21 protein-coding genes are annotated in these 20774 nt (G+C 38.3%); 6 read left to right on the forward strand and 15 right to left on the reverse strand.

The window, feature by feature from the left end; genetic code table 11:
* Positions 1–3 precede the first annotated feature (3 nt).
* The 5 genes from glnD to HMPREF0014_RS10595 form a co-directional block, all read right to left on the reverse strand.
* The gene (gene glnD / locus HMPREF0014_RS10575; RefSeq protein ID WP_004709237.1) at positions 4–2667 is read right to left on the reverse strand and encodes a [protein-PII] uridylyltransferase; all 2664 of its coding nucleotides are present in this window, start codon (positions 2665–2667) and stop codon (positions 4–6) included.
* Positions 2668–2694: 27 nt separating this feature from the next.
* Entirely contained in the window at positions 2695–3912 is a 1218-nt protein-coding gene (gene purT, locus HMPREF0014_RS10580; RefSeq protein ID WP_079377083.1) for a formate-dependent phosphoribosylglycinamide formyltransferase, read from the reverse strand.
* 102 nt (positions 3913–4014) lie between these two features.
* Positions 4015–4404, reverse strand: a complete 390-nt coding sequence (locus HMPREF0014_RS10585; RefSeq protein WP_004709235.1) for a tautomerase family protein — start codon at positions 4402–4404, stop codon at positions 4015–4017.
* A gap of 129 nt (positions 4405–4533) precedes the next feature.
* Positions 4534–4875 carry an L-valine transporter subunit YgaH gene (gene ygaH / locus HMPREF0014_RS10590; protein ID WP_004709233.1) on the reverse strand — a complete coding sequence of 114 codons (342 nt, stop codon included), beginning with the start codon at positions 4873–4875 and terminating at the stop codon, positions 4534–4536.
* 1 nt (position 4876) lies between these two features.
* On the reverse strand, positions 4877–5599 hold the full coding sequence (locus tag HMPREF0014_RS10595; protein WP_023188365.1) for an AzlC family ABC transporter permease: 723 nt from the start codon (positions 5597–5599) through the stop codon (positions 4877–4879).
* 119 nt (positions 5600–5718) lie between these two features.
* Between HMPREF0014_RS10595 and HMPREF0014_RS10600 the strand changes: the two genes are divergently transcribed.
* A complete protein-coding gene (locus tag HMPREF0014_RS10600) occupies positions 5719–6189 on the forward strand; it encodes a hypothetical protein (protein ID WP_002050258.1) in 471 nt (156 codons plus the stop codon).
* 69 nt (positions 6190–6258) lie between these two features.
* On the opposite strand, the gene HMPREF0014_RS10605 is transcribed toward HMPREF0014_RS10600, so the two are convergent.
* Both HMPREF0014_RS10605 and HMPREF0014_RS10610 read right to left on the reverse strand, forming a co-directional pair.
* Positions 6259–6594 carry a hypothetical protein gene (locus HMPREF0014_RS10605; RefSeq protein ID WP_002050113.1) on the reverse strand — a complete coding sequence of 112 codons (336 nt, stop codon included), beginning with the start codon at positions 6592–6594 and terminating at the stop codon, positions 6259–6261.
* A 161-nt stretch (positions 6595–6755) separates the two neighbouring features.
* Positions 6756–7463 (reverse strand): Crp/Fnr family transcriptional regulator, encoded by a 708-nt coding sequence (locus HMPREF0014_RS10610; RefSeq protein WP_004887577.1) that lies wholly within the window; start codon positions 7461–7463, stop codon positions 6756–6758.
* Between the two features lie 92 nt (positions 7464–7555).
* On the opposite strand from HMPREF0014_RS10610, the gene HMPREF0014_RS10615 reads away from it, so the two are divergent.
* Positions 7556–8077, forward strand: a complete 522-nt coding sequence (locus HMPREF0014_RS10615; protein WP_004887576.1) for an Mpo1-like protein — start codon at positions 7556–7558, stop codon at positions 8075–8077.
* A 44-nt stretch (positions 8078–8121) separates the two neighbouring features.
* Here the strand turns inward: HMPREF0014_RS10615 and ychF are convergent, their stop codons facing one another.
* From ychF to HMPREF0014_RS10655, 8 genes are all read right to left on the reverse strand, one after another.
* Positions 8122–9213, reverse strand: a complete 1092-nt coding sequence (ychF, locus tag HMPREF0014_RS10620) for a redox-regulated ATPase YchF (protein ID WP_002050104.1) — start codon at positions 9211–9213, stop codon at positions 8122–8124.
* Positions 9214–9306: 93 nt separating this feature from the next.
* On the reverse strand, positions 9307–9966 hold the full coding sequence (locus tag HMPREF0014_RS10625; RefSeq protein ID WP_004887575.1) for a methionine ABC transporter permease: 660 nt from the start codon (positions 9964–9966) through the stop codon (positions 9307–9309).
* Positions 9947–11023: an ATP-binding cassette domain-containing protein gene (locus HMPREF0014_RS10630; protein WP_082187627.1), complete on the reverse strand. Its 1077-nt coding sequence runs from the start codon at positions 11021–11023 to the stop codon at positions 9947–9949. The genes HMPREF0014_RS10625 and HMPREF0014_RS10630 overlap by 20 nt, the downstream gene beginning before the upstream one ends.
* A 5-nt stretch (positions 11024–11028) precedes the next feature.
* Positions 11029–11862 (reverse strand): MetQ/NlpA family ABC transporter substrate-binding protein, encoded by an 834-nt coding sequence (locus HMPREF0014_RS10635; RefSeq protein ID WP_004887572.1) that lies wholly within the window; start codon positions 11860–11862, stop codon positions 11029–11031.
* A gap of 13 nt (positions 11863–11875) precedes the next feature.
* On the reverse strand, positions 11876–12706 hold the full coding sequence (locus HMPREF0014_RS10640) for a MetQ/NlpA family ABC transporter substrate-binding protein (RefSeq protein WP_004887570.1): 831 nt from the start codon (positions 12704–12706) through the stop codon (positions 11876–11878).
* A 14-nt stretch (positions 12707–12720) separates the two neighbouring features.
* A complete protein-coding gene (locus tag HMPREF0014_RS10645) occupies positions 12721–14133 on the reverse strand; it encodes an LLM class flavin-dependent oxidoreductase (protein ID WP_006580997.1) in 1413 nt (470 codons plus the stop codon).
* Positions 14133–15356 carry an SfnB family sulfur acquisition oxidoreductase gene (locus HMPREF0014_RS10650; RefSeq protein ID WP_006580998.1) on the reverse strand — a complete coding sequence of 408 codons (1224 nt, stop codon included), beginning with the start codon at positions 15354–15356 and terminating at the stop codon, positions 14133–14135. Before HMPREF0014_RS10650 ends, HMPREF0014_RS10645 begins: the two co-directional genes overlap by 1 nt.
* A gap of 12 nt (positions 15357–15368) precedes the next feature.
* Positions 15369–16604, reverse strand: coding sequence for an SfnB family sulfur acquisition oxidoreductase (locus tag HMPREF0014_RS10655; RefSeq protein ID WP_023188367.1), 1236 nt, complete (start codon positions 16602–16604; stop codon positions 15369–15371).
* Between the two features lie 345 nt (positions 16605–16949).
* Between HMPREF0014_RS10655 and HMPREF0014_RS10660 the strand changes: the two genes are divergently transcribed.
* From HMPREF0014_RS10660 to HMPREF0014_RS10675, 4 genes are all read left to right on the forward strand, one after another.
* Positions 16950–17714, forward strand: coding sequence for a glutathione S-transferase family protein (locus HMPREF0014_RS10660; protein WP_004887559.1), 765 nt, complete (start codon positions 16950–16952; stop codon positions 17712–17714).
* 541 nt (positions 17715–18255) lie between these two features.
* Positions 18256–19149 carry an amino acid ABC transporter substrate-binding protein gene (locus HMPREF0014_RS10665; protein ID WP_004709208.1) on the forward strand — a complete coding sequence of 298 codons (894 nt, stop codon included), beginning with the start codon at positions 18256–18258 and terminating at the stop codon, positions 19147–19149.
* Between the two features lie 93 nt (positions 19150–19242).
* Positions 19243–20085, forward strand: coding sequence for an amino acid ABC transporter permease (locus HMPREF0014_RS10670; protein WP_004709206.1), 843 nt, complete (start codon positions 19243–19245; stop codon positions 20083–20085).
* A gap of 2 nt (positions 20086–20087) precedes the next feature.
* A complete protein-coding gene (locus HMPREF0014_RS10675) occupies positions 20088–20765 on the forward strand; it encodes an amino acid ABC transporter permease (protein WP_002049960.1) in 678 nt (225 codons plus the stop codon).
* Positions 20766–20774: the final 9 nt, after the last annotated feature.

The following is a 20774-nucleotide window of genomic DNA, read 5'->3' on the forward strand; positions in this document are numbered from 1 at the left end:
GTTTCAGTGCTGACAAATTTGATTAGATGCTTCATCTAATGCAGCTTTCAGTTTTTCCGAGAAGAGTTTGACCTCTTCGTTATTCAGCGGTTTTCCATCTTTTTTGGTGACAAAGAAAATATCTTCGGCACGTTCACCTAAAGTTGCGATTCGGGCTGAATGGATGTCTAAACCTTGCATCATAAATAAACCACCTACACGTGCAAGTAGGCCAGGATGGTCAAGTGTTGAAATTTCGACCATGTTTTGCTGTAGAGCTTCATTCAATGTAACGTCGACTGTATTTTCAATATCGAAGTGACGTAATTGACGTGGAATACGGCGTTGCATTAGCCCAGGGTATTGGTCTGGTTGGCTAAGTGCCTTCACTAATGCATTTTTAACAGTTTCTTCGCGTTCTGGGTCGGTAAGTAATGTACCGAAACGATCGAGTACAACATAAGTGTCTAAGCTAAATGCTGTACTTGCCGTGATAATTTTTGCGTCCTGAACGTCTAGGTTCATTCGGTCTAAAACAGCAACGGTTGTGGCAAAGAGATTAGGTTGATCGCGTGTATAAATAAAGATTTGCACAGCATCCTGAGCTGCTTTACGGTGGGCACGCAAGAGGACTAATGGCTCCGGATTATCACCATGTTTTAAAATTGCTTGTGTGTGCCATGCAATTTCGTCTGCTGACTCTTTAATGAAGTATTCATCACCAAGTTCTTGCCATACTTTTTCGACATCAGCTAATGCAAAGTTATTTACCAGTAATTCACTTGCTGCAAACTTAGTGTCTTCAATCAGCATTTGATAGTCAACAGGACGACCTAAACCAGTACGGATTACATCACGGGCATGGGTATAAAGCTGACGCATAAGTGATGCGCGCCATGTATTCCAGAGTTTTGGATTTGTCGCATTAATATCGGCAACCGTCAAAGTATAGAGATAATCAAGATGCTCCATATCACCAAGTTTTTCAGCGAAATCTTTAACAACATCCGGATCGGAAATATCTTTTTTCTGAGCTGTCAAAGACATGAGTAAATGATTTTGAATGAGCCATGCGATTAATTTGCATTCACGCTCTGTAAAGCCATGTGCACGTCCAAACTCAATCGCGTCTTCTGCACCAAGTTCGCTGTGGTCACCACCACGGCCTTTTGCAATGTCATGGAATAATGCAGCAATAAAGACAATATCTTGACGGGCAAGACGTTGGAAAACTGAGCTTACCACAGGGAACTCTTTGGCAAATTCAGGTTCTCTAAAACGATTTAAATTACGTAGTAGTAATAAGGTGTGAGCATCGACCGTATAGATATGGAATAGGTCATATTGCATAAGACCCATAATTTGCCCAAAAGCAGGAATATAGTTTCCTAAAACACCATAACGTTTCATCGCAACTAAGGTATCGTATAGACGATACGGTGAGCGAATAATCGACATAAACAGTGCTTGGTTTTCTGGGTTATTACGGTAACTTTGGTTAATTCTTTTTGCTGCAAGAATAAGTAAGCGCAAAGTTCGAGCACGAATACCTTCGATATCTGGTCGATTCGCTAAAATATAGAACAACTCTAAAATCGCACTTGGATGTTCTGCAAATATTTTATGATGCTGTACGGCAAGTTTATTATCGACAATCTTAAAGTGATCGTTAACAACTTCAATTTTGCGTTCATAGTTGGGGAGTCGAGGAGTAATGACAGACTCACTAAAATACGCCAGCAACATTTCATTCAGTGTTGAAACCTGTTGTGCCGTACGATAGTAGCGTTTCATGAATTGCTCAACGCCATAATTTACAGGTTGGCCTTCTTGGCGCACATATCCAAATTTAGCGGCAATTTCCCTTTGGTGATCGAAAAGCAAACGGTTTTCATCACGTTTGGCTAAACGGTGTAAGTGGTGACGGATTTCCCAAAGAAAACTTTCTGCTTCTTCTAAAACACCCAATTCAAATTCTGAAATAAAGCCTAAATGTACTAAGTCATAAATACGGTTTACACGGAAGTGGCGTTTAGCAATCCAACCAATCTGGTTAATATCACGAATACCACCTGGTGCATTTTTAATGTCAGGTTCTAAATTACTTTCAGTATTGTTGTGTTGGTGGTAACGCTTGGCTTGTTCTGCCATTTTTGCGTCATAAAAGGTTTTATCTGTCCATGTTTGTGAAACAATGCGGCGAGGCCATCTTGCAAGTTGAGTATTACCTGTTATTAAACGCGCTTCAATTAAAGTGGTTGCAACCGTTAAATCGGTAGCGGCTTGTTCAACACAGCTTTGAATGGTACGAACGCTAATGCCGGGTTTAAAGTTTCCAACGTCCCATAATGAAGAAATAAAAGTAGAGATGCGTTTTTCATTTTCTTCGTTAATTTCATGTTCCGATAGGATCATGATATCGACGTCGGAATAGGGCAGCATTTCACGGCGCCCATAACCACCTACAGCAAAAAGACCCAATTCAGTCTGATCAAGTTCAGCATGTTTCCATAAAAAGATCAGTGCTTCATCAACTAAATCTGAACGAGCTTTAATAATTTCACGAATAGATTGCCCATTTTCATATGAATCTTGCAACTGTTTTTCTACATCCGTTCGCCACTGATTAATGGCTTTAATATCATGATGACTTGAGACATAGTTCAACAATGGCGATGTATTGATCATGAAAATGGGTCTACCAATAAGTAAAAATTAAGAGTTTGTTTGAACGCTTACTTGATCAGCGGTTTCTTTCGCTAAAGTACGGGCAATATCAGTATTTTCAGCACGAGCCGTTGCGACACCCATACGGCGACGCTTGAAACCTTCAGGTTTGCCAAATAAACGTAAGTCAGTATCTGGGTGAGCTAAGGCTACATTCAGATTGCTATAACTTAAATTATTAGCATCGACTCCAGCATAAATTACGGCACTTGCGGCCACACTGTGACGTGCTGTATTTACAGGTAAACCTAAAATGGCGCGTGCATGTAATTCAAATTCACTTTGATACTGAGACGCTAAAGTTACAAGTCCTGTGTCGTGTGGACGAGGAGAAACTTCACTGAACCAAACTTTATCACCCTTGATAAACAGTTCTACACCAAAAATACCACAGCCACCAAGTGCTGTTGTCACTTTATTTGCAATACGTTTTGCTTCTTCAAGTGCAGCAGGTGTCATTGGTTGAGGTTGCCAGCTTTCTACATAGTCGCCTGCATCTTGGCGGTGACCAATTGGGTCACAGTAGTGAGTTTCAATTTCACCGGTTTCAGGGTTTTTAGCACGAACAGTAAGTAAGGTAATTTCAAAATCAAAATCAATTTGAGATTCAATAATGACAGTGCCTTGGTTAACACGACCACCTTGCATTGCATATTCCCAAGCCGCGTCGACTTCATCGAAACTTTTTACGCGAGACTGACCTTTACCTGAAGATGACATGACTGGTTTTACAAAGTTCGGATAACCAATATCATCACAAGCTGCGCGGAAACTTTCTAAAGAGTCAGCAAAACGATAAGCAGAAGTAGGTAAACCAAGCTCTTCAGCAGCAAGTCGGCGAATACCTTCACGGTTCATGGTGAGGTTTACAGCTTTAGCAGAAGGAATGACAGTTGCTGTTTGGTTAGCTTCAATCTCAAGCAAAACTTCTGTCGCAATCGCTTCAATTTCTGGAACAATTAAATTCGGTTTAACTTTTTCAATGAGCTGTTTTAATTGAGTAGGGTCAGCCATGTTTAACACATAAGAAAAATGTGCAACTTGCATAGCTGGTGCGTGATCATAACGGTCGGCTGCATGTACTTCTACACCAAGGCGTTGTAGGGAAATTACAACTTCTTTGCCAAGCTCTCCTGAACCTAACAATAAAACTTTAAATGCAGAAGATTGAAGTGGGGTACCGAGTGTCACGCTCATGCGAATCATCCTGACAAAATTATTTTTTTAAGCATAGCAGAACTTATGGTGGAGTTAAGCCTTATAACGCATAAAAAGATGAATTTTGTCAGACAATGAGGTAAGTCGTTTTTAAACGTTAACTTGATAATTTAAATGTAATTCATCTGCGTTTTGACCACGGATACCCCAATTTTCTTTAGGGGTTTCGAAAATTGTGATTTCAATGTCTTGAGGATTAATTCGGCAATACTGTTGAATATTACGAAATAAGGTTTGGATTAATCTTTTCTTGGCTTCGGTGCTTCGGCCAGTAAACATTGAAAGTTCAATAATAACGTAGTGCTGGCTTCGATCTGAAGGATAGATAAAGTTTTCTGGTTTAAGGCTAATAAACCTTTGAAATCTTTTCTCGATTGGGTATTTCAACTCTTCAATGAGCGCTTGATGAATCGCATGAGAAAGCATTTCTCGATATTGCATGATCGTTTGTTCATTTGCATAAATTTTAACTTGTGACATTTTTATCTCTAATCGCTAGATGGTGTTATCTTTTAATAAATTTCAAAAATGAGTTTTTCATGCTAGAAGTCATTATTTTTAATCACTTCTAGCATTTATATATTATATAATGTTGATAAGTTTATCTATTTATAAAGGTAAATAAGTGTAGATCAAGCCATAAACGAGTGCAGCAGTTAACGTCGCAGGAACAATTTTCTTAAATTTAAAATAAAGACCTGCTAAAACCAGAAAGCCGATGAGCATTGCTAAACTTTTATCTGGATTTTTAAGAAGTGGGGGCAGGGTGGCAACCACAAGCATTGCACTAATTGCAGATATACCAATACTTCCTAAAGCAATTTTTATCCAGACAGCCCCACGTTTTTGATGAGTACCTTGTAGTTTCTGTATAACAAAAAATGGTCCGAAGCGGGAAGCAAAATTAGCAATACCAACAATAATGCCGACCAAAATAATTTCTAAGTTCATATTAGGCTTCAACCTCATCAAACTGTTTCAGCACATAATGTTTAAATAGACCCGCTAAAATGCCTGAAAAAATACCAATAAAAATAGCAGCAGATAAGTTAATCCAATAACAGGCCAAGGCTGAAACGATTAAGGATACACCGACGACTAAAGTATGTTTACGTTCAAAAGCCGCGAGTAAAAAACTTAAAAATAAAGCAGGTAATAAGAAATCTAAAGCTGCTTGTAAAAACTTTGGAAGATGAGCGACTTGATCTGCAAATAGCCCACCTAACAATGAACCACTTGCCCAAGACATCCAGCTGAACAGACTTAAGCCTAACATCCAAGATTCAGACCATTGCTGCTTGCGCTGTGAAAGCTGAATCATTCCACTCGCAAAAACCTCATCTGTAAGGCCCCAAGCCCAAACAGCCGTCTTTTTTAAGTTCAGTTTATTTGGAATTAGGTTATATAGTGCTGGACCATAAAGTACATGGCGAATATCAAGTGCAATAACCGTTAGGGCAGTTAGCCAAATAGAGGAGCCGCTTGCTAAAAGAGCCACCACTAAAAATTGGCTAGCACCTGCATACATTGAACATGAAAGAAAAAATGCTTCCCATGGGCTAAAACCAAATTGAGATGCAGAAACGCCAAAGGCAAAAGAAACCGGTAAATAAGTAAGTACGATGGCTTGACTATCTTTGGCACCCTGCCAAAAAGTTGCTGTTTGAGCAGCCATCTGTTGTTGATTTGACACAAGACACCTTGGCAGTAAACCAATTATAATAACTTGAAAGATTGAGTATTGTAGCCGAATTTAATAGCATAGTGCCGAAATGTTTAATTCGGCAGTTTGATATGTTCAAGTCAAAAACTCGTTTAGTTTATATCGCCATCCTGAGTGCGAGCGTATTTATATTGCAAGGCTGTGATAATGGAAATCAGAGCACGGATAAAAAAGTTGAAATTAAACCAGCGCCGAAATTAACCAATGATGCAACGGCCTATGCAAACAAAGCATGGACACTCATTAATACCGTTGATCCTTTAGTCTATGGAAAACAGCTTAGTCAGATAAATGATAAAGTTCGTAAACCACTGCGTCAGCTCAGTACGGATTGGCGTATTAATGTGAAAATGACGGATTCGGTCACTGAAGGAAAATATGCGCTTTGCCGCAAAGCCTTAACCAGTTTAGATGTGTGGGCGAGAGAAACTGTGGAAAATGCAAATTCTGTTGCTCAAAAACAGGCTGATTATGAGCGTGATAAGCAGCAATGTAAGGACGCGATTGATAATCCTAATTTAGGAAATACATCTCCGAAATAAAGAGACTACATATAAAAAAGCGAGATTTTAAATCTCGCCTTTTTATATCCATAAATTAATCAATATTAATTATGGTTTTGTTGCGGTTTTAGCAGTGTTCGCAGTTTTTACAGCATCTTGTTTCATTTGATGAGTAGCTTGATTTGCTTCTTGTTTAGCGTGAGTTGCGCTAGTCATTGCAGCATGTTTCTGCTCATTCATATCTTTTTTAACATCTGTTTTTGTTTTTTCAGCTTCTTTTTTTGCTTTTTGAGCAGTAGTCTTGCCGCTTACAGCAACACATTTACCGCCTTTATGATGTGGTCCAGTTCCTCCTTGGAGTTGAGTTCCTTTTGGACATGCAAATGCCGAAACACTTAACATTGCCAATACGCCAGCTGTAAGAATTGTTGATAATTTTTTCATGTTAATCAGCGCCTTGTTGAGTATTATTGCTCAGTTTGAGTGTAAGATGAAAATTTCTGTTTTGGAATACTTATTTTGTGAAATAGAGTTTGAACAATGTTTTATTTTGCAGTGTTATCTGATTTTTTAATTTAATTTTAAGTTTTTATTATATAGCACCTTTAAGTATGCGATTTTGCAATTAAATTTAATTTTTCAATATCTAAAATCTCAATTTTTCTAAACGAAATTTTAATAATATTTTGTTTTTCTAAAAGGTTTAATTCATGATTAATGGTTTGTCTTGAGACGGTTAGCATATTAGCTAATTGGTCTTGAGAAATATGAATTTGTCTTTCTTGGACAATAAGATGATTGCCGTAACCCTCTAAAATAAATAAAAGACGTTGAGCAAGTCTTTGAGAAAGACTGCGTGTTTGTATGGCAATCTGTTCTAAAAAAACGTACCTGAGTTTTTGGCTGGTTAAGCGTGCAAAATAGTACCAATAATACGGATTATCTTTGAGTAAGTCATTTAATGGTTTTGCAGGAATATGTAGAACTGTACTTTTTTTCAAAGCAATCGCATCGTGCGAACGTGGTTCATGGTCAATTAAAGATATTTCACCGAACCACATAATCGGCTCAGCAATTGCAGAAAGTGCTTCATTACCATTTACATCGACATAACCCAAGCTAATTGAGCCTTCAAGGACGGTATAAATACCATCAAACTCATCTTGAGCGTGGAAAACGTAGCTATTTTTCTCAAAAGTAATTTGCTTGCCATATTCTAGAATAAACTTTTGGAATGTTTCCGGCAGCACACTAAACCATGTGTTTTCTTTTAATCGGTTAATATAAATAAGATCCAATATCAGCCCATCCATGAAAAAATTCATTACTTTGTCAAATAGCTGACAACTTTAAATTTTCCTTATTTGTACAGTATGGCTATAGTTAGGTGAATAGGGAATAACTTATGTCAAATCTGGAACAGAAACTGAGCCAATATGCGGCTTATCATTTAAATCATCAAAATATTTTGACGCACTTTGTTGGTATTCCGCTTATTGTATTTTCAATTTTATGTTTAACAGCAAGAGCTGGACTAGACATTTACAGTTTTAAACTCACTTTAGCCATAGTGTTGATTGCAATAAGCTCAATTTACTATTTATTTTTAGATAAAGTTTTTGGCTTAATCATGCTCATTATATTGGTGGCTGTGTATCCATTGGCGAGTCAAATTGCCGAGCTTTCTTTAGGACAATGGTTGGCTGCAAGTATTGGTTTCTTTGTAGTGGGATGGGTGTTTCAGTTTGTAGGTCATTATTTTGAAAAGAAAAAACCTGCTTTTGTTGATGATGTAATAGGACTTGCGATAGGTCCATTATTTGTATTGGCAGAATTTATATTTATGCTAGGTTTTAGAAAGCCTTTGCATGCGCGTATTCTACAAGAGGCCCGTAGTAAACGAGAGGCGATGGATTTAAGTCATTAAATATAAAAAAAGCCCCAATATATTGGGGCTTTTTTAGCTTTAACTTAAACGTTAAAACGGAAGTGCATAACATCGCCGTCTTGAACGACGTAAGTTTTACCTTCTAAACGCCATTTACCAGCTTCTTTAGCGCCGTTCTCACCGTTGTATTGTACGAAGTCATCGTATGCAACAACTTCAGCACGGATAAAGCCTTTTTCAAAGTCGGTATGAATCACACCAGCTGCTTGAGGAGCGGTTGCACCAACTTTTACTGTCCAAGCACGTACTTCTTGTACACCGGCAGTGAAATAAGTTTGTAAACCTAAAAGCGCATAACCTGCACGGATAACCACGTTTAAGCCAGGTTCTTCCATACCCATTGCTTCTAAGAACTCAGCACGATCTTCATCTTCTAATAATGAAATTTCAGCTTCAATCTGGTTGCAAAGAGGAACAACGATAGCGTTTTCTTCAGCCGCAAGTTTTTTAACTGCTTCTAAGTGTGGGTTGTTTTCAAAACCATCTTCTGCAACGTTTGCAATATACATAGTTGGTTTTAAAGTCATTAAACCAAAACCACGAACTAATTTACGCTCGTCATCAGACAAATCAGCTGCACGAGCTGGTTTACCTTCGTCAAGCAACGGTTGAATTTTTTCTAAAACTGCTTTAGTTGCTACAGCTTCTTTGTCACCGCCTTTAGCTACTTTAGTTAAGCGTAAAATTGCTTTAGCAACAGTTTCAAGGTCTGCAAGTGCAAGTTCAGTATTAATAGTTGCGATGTCGTCTAACGGATCAATTTTGCCATTTACGTGTATGACGTTTTCATCTTCGAAACAACGTACAACGTGAGCAATCGCATCAGTTTCACGAATGTTAGCAAGGAACTGGTTACCCAAACCTTCACCTTTTGAGGCACCAGCAACAAGACCTGCAATGTCCACAAATTCCATTGTGGTTGGCAAAATACGCTGTGGTTTAACAATCGCAGCAAGTTTGTCTAAACGTGGATCTGGTACAGGAACAATACCTGTGTTTGGTTCAATGGTACAGAAAGGGAAGTTTTCCGCTGCAATCGCTGCTTTCGTTAATGCATTGAAAAGGGTAGATTTCCCTACGTTTGGCAGACCAACAATACCGCAATTAAAACCCATGAAAACCACTCACAAATGTGTAAATTAAAAATTGTCGCTGATTTTACATGAAAGCCATGACAAAGTCATGGCTAGAGCAGGGGTGTATTACTTTTAAACTTTACGTTTATCAAGTTGCTGGGCTAATGCATCGCCAGTCGCTTGTACTAACATGACTAAAATAATGAGCACTAAAATTACAGCCAACATAATTTGCATATCAAAACGTTGATAACCGTATCGATAAGCAATGTCTCCTAAGCCACCCGCACCAATAGCACCAGCAATCGCAGATGAGTTAATCATGGTCACAATAGTCACTGTAAAGCCTGCCACAATACCCGGCAAAGCCTCTGGTAAAAGTACATGCCAAATAATTTGTTTACGGTTACAACCCATGGCTTGTGCTGCTTCAATTAAGCCTTGATCGACTTCACGTAAGCTGACTTCTGCAATACGCGCAAAAAATGGAATGGCGGCAATAGTTAGTGGAACCACCGCTGCCCATACGCCATAACTTGTGCCGACAATCCAGCGAGTAAGAGGAATAAGTGCAACCATTAAAATAAGAAAAGGTACAGAACGAGTAATGTTGATGACCCAACCCAAAGACTGATTAATCTTTTGCGACGGGTGAATGCCATGTTCAGAAGTACTGACTAAAACAACAGCAATAGGTAAGCCAATTAAAAAAGCAATAAATGCAGATGCACCTACCATGAGTAAGGTATCTACAGTTCCAGTAATTAATAAATCAATGAGCTGGTCTTGCATAGCCAAGTACCTCAAATTGTGCATTTGCTGTTAATGCATCTTGTTGTATAGATGAAAGATCAATTTCTACGTTAGGAATACCAACTAAAAGCGAGCCAATAATATGCCCTTGAATGGTATCCACCTGACTTTGATATAAATTGACTGGTGCTTTAAATCTAGCAAGGAGTTCTTGAATATCCGAAACCTGATGTGCTTCCGCCTCATATTTCAGTTTTAGGATTATATGCGTCGAATTTTCATCGGGTAGAGGGCTGATTTTAAAAGGCAGGGTAATTTGCTCAAGGTTTAACAGTTCTTGAGTAATTTGTTGTTCTGGTCGTGAAAATACCGACCAAACTTGTCCAGCCTCTACAATCTCACCTTGATCAATCACAACGACTTGATCACAAATTTCTCGAATGACCTGCATTTCGTGAGTAATTAATACAATGGTGAGGCCAAGTTCCTGATTAATCTTTTTAAGTAAAGCCAAAATAGTGGCAGTACTTTCAGGGTCGAGTGCTGATGTCGCCTCGTCACATAGTAAAATTTCAGGGTGGTGAACAAGTGCACGTGCAATACCAACACGTTGCTTTTGTCCGCCAGAAAGTTGTGATGGATAATAGTTAGATTTATCTGCAAGACCTACGAGTGCCAGAACTTCATTTACACGTTGGTCGATATCTGCTTTGTTGTAATTGGAAACTTTTAAGGGCAATGCCACATTTTCCCAGACCGTTTTTGCAGACATCAAATTGAAATGTTGAAAAATCATTCCAATGCGCTGGCGGGTTTGAATGAGTTCAGCATGACTCAATTCAGCAATATTTTGTTGATGAATATGAATGCTGCCAGTATTTACTTGTTCTAAGCCATTTAAAGTGCGGAGTAGGGAAGATTTTCCCGCACCACTTTTACCAATAATGCCTAAAATCTTACCTTGTGGGATATCAAGGTTAATCTCTTTTAACGCATGCAGTTTTTGACCTTGAGATTGGTAAAACTTATTTAAACCACGAATTTTGATATGAGGTAGAGAAAAATCAACTTGTGATCCAAAACTCACCATTGCCATTCTCCTTATTTCCAGCCTTGAAACCACAAACCTTTACCAAAGTCTTTATCCAGAATGTCTTGTGCTTGTTTTGAGTTCTGGAATGCTTTAACAAAGGTTGCAAGTTTTTGGTTTTTGTCTTGGTAATCGCGACGGGTCACAAACAAAATTGCATATTTTTTATCGATTGGATCTAAAAATAATGCGCTATGTGGGTCGGTTACCTTTGCCATTTTTAAGTAGTGGGGGAAGCCGAAAATTAAATCGACATCATTATATGCATGTGCAGTTTGAGGGCCTTCAACTTCAACAAAGCTCAGTTGTTTAGGATTTGCAATAATGTCTTGGGTTGTTGAGAGTTCATTATTTATGTCTTTAAGCTGAATTAAACCTGCACGGTGCAATAAAATTAAAGCACGAGCTAAATTGACTGGATCATTTGGAATAGCCACACGTGCTTTTGAAGGTAATTCTTCAAGTGATTTATATTTTTTTGAATATAAACCGACATGACTTCCTGAGCCCACACCAAATGCATGTAAGTCATAGCCCGTTTCTTTAACAGCATTACGTAGAAATACGCTTTGCTGGAAAAAGTTTGCATCAATATCACCGTTTTGTACGGCAACGTTTGGTGCCCGCCAATCAGAAAATTCAACAAGCTTGACATGAACGCCTTGCTTTTCTACTTCATTGGCAACGCTTTGTAATAGCTCAGCATAAGGCGGGCTAATGCCAATCGTTAAAACATCATCGGTTTGTTTATTTTTAATATAACGGTAACCGACGAGGCCCAGAACTACGATTAAAATCGTAATTCCGAGTAACCAAGGCTTATGCTGTTTGAACTGAATCGCCATAATCTTTCCGTTATTACTTCCAGCCAGGGAACCAAAGTTTTGGCCCAATTTCAGCGTCTAACACAGCTTTAACTTTTGGCGAGTTTTGATAGATCTCAACAAATTTCTTTAGTTTGTCGCCCTTATCTTGATAGTCATCACGCACTACAAACAAAATGGCATAACGCTTATTGGTATTGTCATCAAGTAAAAGCGCACTATTAGGGTCAGCTGTTTTTGCTAAGCGTAAGTAATGTGGATAGCCAAAAGCCAAGTCAACATCATCAATCGCACGGGCAGTCTGTGGCCCTTCAACCTCTACGAATTGCAAATTTTTAGGGTTTGAAACTACATCTTTAAGTGCAGATAAATGATTGTTTGAATCTTTAAGCGTAATTAATTTAGCTTGCTGTAAAAGTAGTAGTGCACGACCTTGATTCACTGGATCATTTGGAATGACTACACGTGCGTTTTGTGGCACTTCATCAAGGCTTTTATATTTCTTTGAATAAAGTCCTACATGTGACGCTGCACCTACTGCAAATGCCTTTAATTTAAAGCCTGTTTCTTTAATTGCATTGTCTAAGAAAGGTTGATGCTGGAAAAAGTTCGCATCAATATCCCCATGATTTAAGGTAATGTTTGGGGTATTCCAGTCAGAAAACTCAACCAGTTTTACATTTAAACCTTGTTTTTTTGCTTCATCGGCAGCAGCTTGTAAAGGTTTTGCAAATGGTGGACTAATGCCAATCACAAGTTCATTTGAGCCACTTTGACGATGTTTATTCCATAAGAATAAAGCAACAAAAAGGACTACAACGACTAAGCCTACGCCTAGCCATTTTTTAGAGGCTGTTTGAGCCATGTCTATCTCCAAATTTAAGCGGTTATTTCTTCAATTTTTGTTAGGTTTTTGCTGTTGTTATAGGGACTACATCGGAACGCTTGAACAGGGTGTTGTTCTGGTAATTGATCACCCCGATTAAAAATTTTGTTCCGTAGTGAACCCGTTTTATATGCAGTTTTATAGCGACCACGTTGCTGTAGTTCAGGAATAACCAAGCGAATAAAGTCGTGGTGAGACTCAGGCGCAACTGTACGTGTCAAATTAAAGCCATCAATATCAGTCTCATCTAAAAGATGAATTAAGTATTCAGCAACTTCTTCGCCACTACCCATGATAAGGGGATAACGGCCACCTAAAACATGTTGAGCTTTTAAGTCATTTTTTGTGATTTGCTGTTCTTTAAATTTTTCGGTAATCGAAACAATGCTGTTACTTTTTTGGTAAGGAATTGCTTCATCGTCAGCAAATTTACTTAAGTCAATGCCTGTTGAACTCGCATAATGTGCGAGGCCTGCTTCAGGACTTGCATATTGACGATATTCATTAAGTTTTTGTACGGCCAGATCATGTGTTTCGGCCACAACAACGGTTATACCGACAAAGACTTTAATGTCATCCGCTGAACGGCCTTGTTGTTCTGCAAGATCACGAATCTTTTTCACTTGTTCACGTATTTTTTCGGGTTTGTCGCCGCCAATAAATACACACTCAGCATGACGAGTCGCAAACTGCATGCCTTTTGGTGAAGCACCTGCTTGAAACAGTGTCGGGGTGCGTTGCACAGAAGGAGACACCTGAAACACACCTTCACTTTGGTAATATTTTCCGTGGTGGTGAATAGTGTGAACTTTAGATGGATCTGTAAAAACACGCTGTACTTTATCTTTTTTAACGGCGTCGTTTTCCCAAGATCCTTCCCAATATTTATAGCAGAGCTCTAAAAACTCTTCGGCTTGTTCATAGCGAGCATCGTGGTCTTTTAAACCTTTTTGACCAATTAACCGTTCGGCACTATCTAAATAACCTGTCACGATATTCCAGCCAATACGACCTTGAGTTAAATGGTCGAGACTCGCAAAGCGGCGTGCAAACTGATACGGATGCTCATAGCTCAAATTCACAGTGACACCAAAACTTAAGTTTTGTGTAACTGTTGCCATAGCTGAAATAAGTGTAGACGGGTCATGGCTCGGAAGCTGAATGGACTCTTTTAAAGTGAGATCTATACCATTTTGATAGACGTCATACACACCTGTAATGTCCGCAATAAACAAACCGTCAAATAAACCACTTTCTAAGGTTTTGGCTTGTTCTGTCCAGTAGCTCAATTCGTTAAAACGATGTGATTCATCACGTGGATGTGTCCATAAGCCATGATTGATATGACCAACACAGTTCATATCAAAGGCATTTAGTAGAATTTCTTTTGCTTTAAAGTCTGCCATTACAATGTCCCCCGACGAGGTGGTAGAACACCGTTAAGAACATAGTTCCCAATAAAGTAATATTTCCATCGTGCAGCATCATGTAAGGTATGTACTCGCGCATTACGCCAGAAACGGTCTAGGCCATCTTGAGACTGACTACCACGGCTACCAGCAAGTTCAATCAGCTTAGACGATGCTTTGAGTGCGATATCGGTACTATGAGCACGTACTTTTGCAACATCGATGGATGCTTTAGCAATGCTTTCAGGTGTGGTTTCAATTTTTGCAGCATCAATTGATTGAGCTGCCTGTTTTAATAGGACTTCACTAGCTCGTACATCTACCGCAATGCGTCCTAATTCATAAATCGTTAAAGGATCTTGGTTTGCAGTTTCTACATTTGAATCAATCCATGGGCGAGCTTGATGCACTCTTTGCAAACTTTCTTCAAAGGCTGCACGTGCAATGCCTACCTCAATAGATGCATGCATAATTTGGGCAAAAGGACCGACTAAGGTTGGTTGTAAAAATGCAGTATCAAAAGGAATGACATCATCTGCATCTACAAAAACCTGATCAAATTTAACCGTTCCGCTACCTGTGGTTTTCTGTCCAAAACCAGACCAGTCATCAACAAGTTTCAATCCTTGTGAACCATTTTTTACAAAGGCTAGATACTCTCGACCTGCATCATCTAAAACTAAGGTTGGAATACGGTGAGCAAATAAACTTCCTGTGCAGTAAAACTTTTCACCCTGAATGAGATATCCATTTTCATGCGGACGAATATTGGTTTGTTTATGGGTTGAAGTTTTGGTTTTAAACTCAGCAAGTGCATTACCAAAGCGAGTGCCATTTAGCACTTCGCCATATAAACGTTGTTTCTGAGCTTCTGTGCCCGTATTACGTAACACTTCTAATGCATAGAAATGGTTTTGTGGAATTTGTCCGATTGAACCATCGGCACCACTTAAAAGCGCAATTACTTTGGCAACGGTATGGCTTGAAACTTCCGCACCTCCATATTGCTTGGGTACTGTAATTGCCCAAAGTCCAGACTGGCTCAATGCATCAATTTCGGTATACGGTAAAATTCGTTTAGCGTCTCGCTCAACTGCGGTTTTTTTAAATTGTTCGGCAAATTGTTTGGCTACTTCTAAAGCTTCAGCATCATTTTGAATAATATGTGCTTGACCAGATACCGATGTTTGTTTGGTTTGAACTGATTGATATGAAGTCATGACAATTGCTCCTTAAATCCAGGCATGGCGGGCAGGGAAATGACCATTAAGGTAATAATTGCCAATGGCATGTAATTTCCAGCGAACAGGGTCGTGTAAGGTATGTACACGGGCATTTCGCCAATGTTGATCTAAATTGTGTTGGCTTAAGCTTGAACGGCTACCACCTAGCTCTAGTAGTTTTTCAGAGATTTGTAGAGCCGCATCATTGGCGTAGACTTTTGCTTCAGCAACCAAAATTGAAGCTTTAGCTACTTGTTCATCAGTCACATTTTCAAGTTGGTCAAGTTCATCTAAATATTCAGCAGCTTCATCAAGCAGTAAAATTGCTGCGTCGAGTAAAATATTTAACTTACCCATTTCTTGCAGTGTGTAATGTTCAAAGCTGGCTTTTTCAACATTTGCATCAATAATTGGGCGTGCTTTGTGTATAGTCGATAAAGTATCTTCAAAAGCAGCTTCCGCAATACCGACATCAATTGCCACTTGTAATAACTGCGAATACGCACCGCGATAGGTAGGAACTTGTGTTAATAAGCGTTCATCAAAAATAAGATCAGGATTAACTTCAACTTGATTTAATTTAACCGTACCACTCGCTGTAGTACGCTGACCAAACCCATTCCAGTCATTAATGACTTCAATGCCTTGAGCATCTCGGTTAACAATCACTAAAACAACATGACCTTCAGGATGAACCGCTTTAATTGCGAGCCAATGCGCAAAGCTTGTTCCTGTCGAATAAAACTTTTCGCCGTTTAAAATATATTTTCCATTTTCAATGGTAAGGGTAGTTTTTAGTGTTTTTGAGTCATGTGTATTACGCTCTGGACCACCGTTGGCAAGACGTTTACCAGCTAATATTTCTGAAAAGATAAATTGTTTTTGTTGTTCTGTACCCATGATTTCAATCAGGTTCAACAGGCTAATCTGATTTTGTGGAATTTGACCAACATTTGCATCGCCTTTACTTAAAATACGGAAAACTTGTGCCAGTGTTTTATTGGAAACAAATGCACCGCCATATTTTTTTGCAATGCGAATTCCACCTAAACCTTTTTGGCTAAAACTTTCAATTTGCTCATAAGGAAGTTGGCGTTGTTGATCACGTGTATTACGACCCTCTAAAGCAAAATCAGCCACTTGATAAGCAGCATTAATCGCTTGTTGATCATTTTGAATGACTTGGACGTATGCCGTCGTTTTAGATAGAGAATTAGACATAATGACACCTTGTATTGCTGTCATTACCTTACAAAAGAAATATTTTTCCACTAAACGAAGACTTATGCTCAGCTTATGAATAAAAATGCAAAGCACTTTTTTTGATTTTTAATAGATAAATAGAGATATAGAAACATATTAAAAATCAAAGAATTATAATTTTTATTTGCAAAATGAATTACTAAAGCCTTTTTAATATGAAAAAGAGCTATAAGTACGGTAAAAAAAGATATAAAAAATATAGACCTAACTGTCAGTGAAAAATGAGCACAATATCCATTGTTTTCATTAAAAATAGCTTCTAAAGTATCTATTTACCGAAGACGATTTTTGTACGAATAGTCAAATAAAAATAAACGTGGAGATTTTATGCGGGTTTTGTATCAGTTTCCTTTATCTCATTATTGTGAAAAAGCTCGCTGGTTGTTAGACCATAAAGAACTTGATTACGTTGCACATAATTTGATTCCTGGCTTTCATCGTGCTTTTGCACAACTCAAAACAGGGCAAAACTTATTGCCGATTTTGAAAGATGACCATCGCTGGATTGCTGAATCAACTAAAATTGCGCTTTATCTGGATGATACTTATCCAGAACATGCACTTTTACGCCGTGATGAGCAACTTAGGCAGCAAACACTTAAGATTGATAGTTTGGCAGATGAACTGGGTGTGCATGTACGTCGTTGGGCACTAGCGCATACTTTAGCCCATGGCGACCATGCTCTCGAGATTATGATGGGCGAACAAGGTTACTTGCGTCAGTTTGAAAAAATATCAAAACCTTTCCTCAAAACTTTAGTAAAAAAGAACTATAAGCTTGAAGGGGAAGTGGTGAGCCAGTCAAAAGAGCGTATGGATGAACTCATCAATGAACTGAATCAGTATCTTATTGAAAATCAAGGACGTTATATGGTTGGAGACCGATTAAGCCTCGCTGATATTTCAGTATGTTCTATGCTTGCACCTTTATTAGAAATAAAAGGTACGCCATGGGAACCCGAAGAGGATGAAGAGGTGTCTCCAGAGTGGAGCAATTATCAAAAAAGTTTACTTGATTTGCCACTTGGACAATATGTTTTAAGAATCTATCAAACTGAAAGAAATGCCCGCGTTGATTGGAGAGGCATTTAATCTATAGGTTTTATAAAAAGGCTCGAAATAAATCGGGCCTTTTTTTCATATTTCTAAAAGCATTTTAATTGTAAAAAATATTACTATCAATTTTATAAATGGATTTTATTAAAACATTTATAAATATTATTTTGATGATTTATCTTATTTTGAGAAAATTAATCCACGTTGTTCTAACTATTTAATAAGTTTGCTTTTTCTTTTTATTAAAAAATAATCTTTTTCTAAAAACTGTTTTTAGAAAAATTTAAGCGACTTTATTGTGCATATGTTTACATTGTAATCAATATTTGCCACATTTAAGTGTAAATAGATGAGCTTAATAATAGACAGAAGATTAAAACATAGATTAAAGTAGAAACATGTGAGCAGTTTTAAAGGTATTAATTCTGCGAAACAGATGAATAATAAGTGAAGCAAATGGATGGAGTCCTGCTTGGAAAAGTTGGCTCGATAATTGCAATTTAATAATAAATCGCTCTATTTCTCTACAAGAATGATTCTGTAGACAAATAGAGAGAATGATCATCAAGGAGTTCTTATGAAACGTTCTGCAACCTCTCTCATTGTTTCAACAATTATGCTTTGTACGGTTGGTGCTACTTCTCAAATTCAGGCAGCAGATACATTAGCTAAAATTAAAAGTACTGGAAAAATCGTTATTGGTCACCGAGAATCATCCGACCCGATTTCATACGTTGTTGGAGGTAAACCGGTAGGTTATGCAGTCGACATTTGTAACCAGTTCGCAAATGATATTAAAAAAGAATTGAAAATGCCTGGTTTAAAAGTTGAATACAAGGCAGTAACTTCATCAACACGTATTCCTGAGCTTTTAGCCGGCAATATTGATATGGAATGTGGTACAACTACAAACTCTAAACAACGTCAGCAGCAAGTTGGTTTTTCAACAAACTACTATGCAACAGAAGTGCGTATGGCTGTTAAAGCCAACTCTGGTATTAAGAGTCTAGCTGATTTAAATGGTAAAGCGGTCGTTACGACTCAAGGTACAACATCAGACAAGTACATTAAAATGAATGAAAAAGGTCAGTCACTTAATGTACAAAACATTTATGGTAAAGACCATTCTGACTCGTTTGCCATGATGGCATCTGGTCGTGCCGCAGCATTTGTTATGGATGACAATATCTTAGCTGGACTAATTGCTAAGTCATCTACACCAAAAGCGTTCGCAATTGTAGGGCCAGTACTTTCATCAGAACCTTATGGCATCATGATTGCAAAAGATGATCCAAAATTTAAAGCAATTGCCGACCGTACCGTAAATAATTTATGGAAAACTGGTCAAATGGACGCTTTATATAAGAAATGGTTCTTATCGCCAATCCCACCAAAAAATACTAATTTGAACATGCAACCAAGTTCATCTTACAAAAAACTTAAAGCTCACCCAACAGATGCAGGAATCTAACCAGATCCTTTTGTCCTAAATTTACTTGTGCAAGTGTAAAACCTCATTTGCACAAGTGGTCTATTTTCTAAGATATTCATTTAAGGGGCAAACATGTCAGTCGGCTCGCTAAACTGGACTATATTCTGTGCGGAGTCTAATGAATATGGTGTCGATAAAGCCGCATGGGCAGAATCAGTTTGTAAAGTCATTGGTAGCTCTAGCTACAATGCCTATTCTGAGGCGCCCACATGGTTACAAATGTTAGGTTCTGGTGTCTTTACTATGGTATGGACTGCCGTTGTAGCCTTTCTTATCGCATTTTTATTAGGTTCTCTCCTCGGGGTAATTCGTACTTTACCCAATAAACCGCTTGCTTTTATCGGCAACTGTTATGTCGAAATATTCCGTAATATTCCTTTAATTGTACAGTTATTCTTCTGGGCTTTTGTATTCCCGGAGTTCTTACCAGATAGTTTAAGTGCCGGAAGTGGGGACGTCGTAGCAGGTGGCTGGTGGAAAAATATTTTAAATCATCATCCTGCTGTTATTGGCGTTTTTGCTTTGGGTCTATATACCGCAGCACGTGTTTCTGAGCATGTAAGAGCGGGGATTAACACGGTTTCTCGTGGACAAAAATTTGCCGCTTCTGCAATGGGTTTTACAACAGCGCAAAGTTATCGTTATGTGATTTTACCAGTTGCATATCGTACGGTATGGCCAACCATTACTTCAGAAGCAATGAATGTCTTCAAGAACTCTGCTGTTCTATATGCATTAAGTGTTTTGAACTTCTTTGCTTACACCAAAACCATGCGAGAAGAAACTTCTCAGGACATTATCATTCTTATTCTGTCTACGCCGGTTTATTTAATCATTACCTACACCATTAAATTTGTGATGGCATGGATTGAAAAACGTATGGCTGTACCAGGTTTAGGTTCGGGAGGAAAATAATTATGGATTTTTCTCTACTACATAACCCTGATGTTATTGCTGCATTAAAAGAAGGTTTTATCTTCACGCTTACGGTAACGGTGCTTGCGATGATGGGGGGGATCCTGATTGGAACTCCATTAGCAATGATGCGTTTATCTAACAGCACCATTGCAAGTAACTTTGCAAAGTTCTATGTAGATCTATTTCGTGGTATTCCATTAATTCAGGTCATCTTTATTTTCTATTTTTTGTTACCAAAAATATTTGAGTTTCAATCAGATACTTATTGGGGGCCATTATTTTCGAGTGTTGTAACCTTTGCTATTTTTGAAGCTGCATTTTTCTCGGAAATTGTACGTTCTGGTATTCAGTCTATTTCAAAAGGTCAGGTCAATGCAGGCTACGCTTTAGGGTTTACCTATGGGCAATCTATGCGTTATGTAGTGTTACCGCAGGCCTTCCGTAATATGCTCCCAGTATTACTCACTCAAACTATTATTCTGTTTCAGGACGTGTCATTAGTTTATGTTATTAGTGCTCCGGACTTCTTAGGTCGTGCAGATACATTGGCTAATACATATGGCCCTGAAACGAAAGCAACATTCTACTTAATCGTCGCTGTGGTGTATTTCTGTAGCTCGTTTGTGCTATCGCAATTAGTCAAACGTTTACAGAAAAAAATTGCCATCATTCGCTAATTGGAGATT

It is taken from the genome of Acinetobacter sp. RUH 2624 (assembly GCF_000162375.2).
GTDB classification, from domain to species: domain Bacteria; phylum Pseudomonadota; class Gammaproteobacteria; order Pseudomonadales; family Moraxellaceae; genus Acinetobacter; species Acinetobacter nosocomialis.

Coding starts and splice junctions, on each gene's coding strand:
- HMPREF0014_RS10665 (WP_004709208.1), top strand. CDS start 18,256: ATGAAACGTTCTGCAACCTCTCTCATTGTTTCAACAATTATGCTTTGT.
- HMPREF0014_RS10615 (WP_004887576.1), top strand. CDS start 7,556: ATGTCAAATCTGGAACAGAAACTGAGCCAATATGCGGCTTATCATTTA.
- ychF (WP_002050104.1), bottom strand. CDS start 9,213: ATGGGTTTTAATTGCGGTATTGTTGGTCTGCCAAACGTAGGGAAATCT.
- HMPREF0014_RS10635 (WP_004887572.1), bottom strand. CDS start 11,862: ATGGCGATTCAGTTCAAACAGCATAAGCCTTGGTTACTCGGAATTACG.
- HMPREF0014_RS10595 (WP_023188365.1), bottom strand. CDS start 5,599: ATGGCTGCTCAAACAGCAACTTTTTGGCAGGGTGCCAAAGATAGTCAA.
- HMPREF0014_RS10640 (WP_004887570.1), bottom strand. CDS start 12,706: ATGGCTCAAACAGCCTCTAAAAAATGGCTAGGCGTAGGCTTAGTCGTT.
- HMPREF0014_RS10610 (WP_004887577.1), bottom strand. CDS start 7,463: ATGGATGGGCTGATATTGGATCTTATTTATATTAACCGATTAAAAGAA.
- HMPREF0014_RS10630 (WP_082187627.1), bottom strand. CDS start 11,023: ATGGCAATGGTGAGTTTTGGATCACAAGTTGATTTTTCTCTACCTCAT.
- HMPREF0014_RS10625 (WP_004887575.1), bottom strand. CDS start 9,966: ATGCAAGACCAGCTCATTGATTTATTAATTACTGGAACTGTAGATACC.
- HMPREF0014_RS10655 (WP_023188367.1), bottom strand. CDS start 16,604: ATGACAGCAATACAAGGTGTCATTATGTCTAATTCTCTATCTAAAACG.
- HMPREF0014_RS10605 (WP_002050113.1), bottom strand. CDS start 6,594: ATGAAAAAATTATCAACAATTCTTACAGCTGGCGTATTGGCAATGTTA.
- HMPREF0014_RS10585 (WP_004709235.1), bottom strand. CDS start 4,404: ATGTCACAAGTTAAAATTTATGCAAATGAACAAACGATCATGCAATAT.
- HMPREF0014_RS10600 (WP_002050258.1), top strand. CDS start 5,719: ATGTTCAAGTCAAAAACTCGTTTAGTTTATATCGCCATCCTGAGTGCG.
- HMPREF0014_RS10675 (WP_002049960.1), top strand. CDS start 20,088: ATGGATTTTTCTCTACTACATAACCCTGATGTTATTGCTGCATTAAAA.
- HMPREF0014_RS10660 (WP_004887559.1), top strand. CDS start 16,950: ATGCGGGTTTTGTATCAGTTTCCTTTATCTCATTATTGTGAAAAAGCT.
- purT (WP_079377083.1), bottom strand. CDS start 3,912: ATGATTCGCATGAGCGTGACACTCGGTACCCCACTTCAATCTTCTGCA.
- glnD (WP_004709237.1), bottom strand. CDS start 2,667: ATGATCAATACATCGCCATTGTTGAACTATGTCTCAAGTCATCATGAT.
- HMPREF0014_RS10645 (WP_006580997.1), bottom strand. CDS start 14,133: ATGGCAGACTTTAAAGCAAAAGAAATTCTACTAAATGCCTTTGATATG.
- HMPREF0014_RS10650 (WP_006580998.1), bottom strand. CDS start 15,356: ATGACTTCATATCAATCAGTTCAAACCAAACAAACATCGGTATCTGGT.
- ygaH (WP_004709233.1), bottom strand. CDS start 4,875: ATGAACTTAGAAATTATTTTGGTCGGCATTATTGTTGGTATTGCTAAT.
- HMPREF0014_RS10670 (WP_004709206.1), top strand. CDS start 19,243: ATGTCAGTCGGCTCGCTAAACTGGACTATATTCTGTGCGGAGTCTAAT.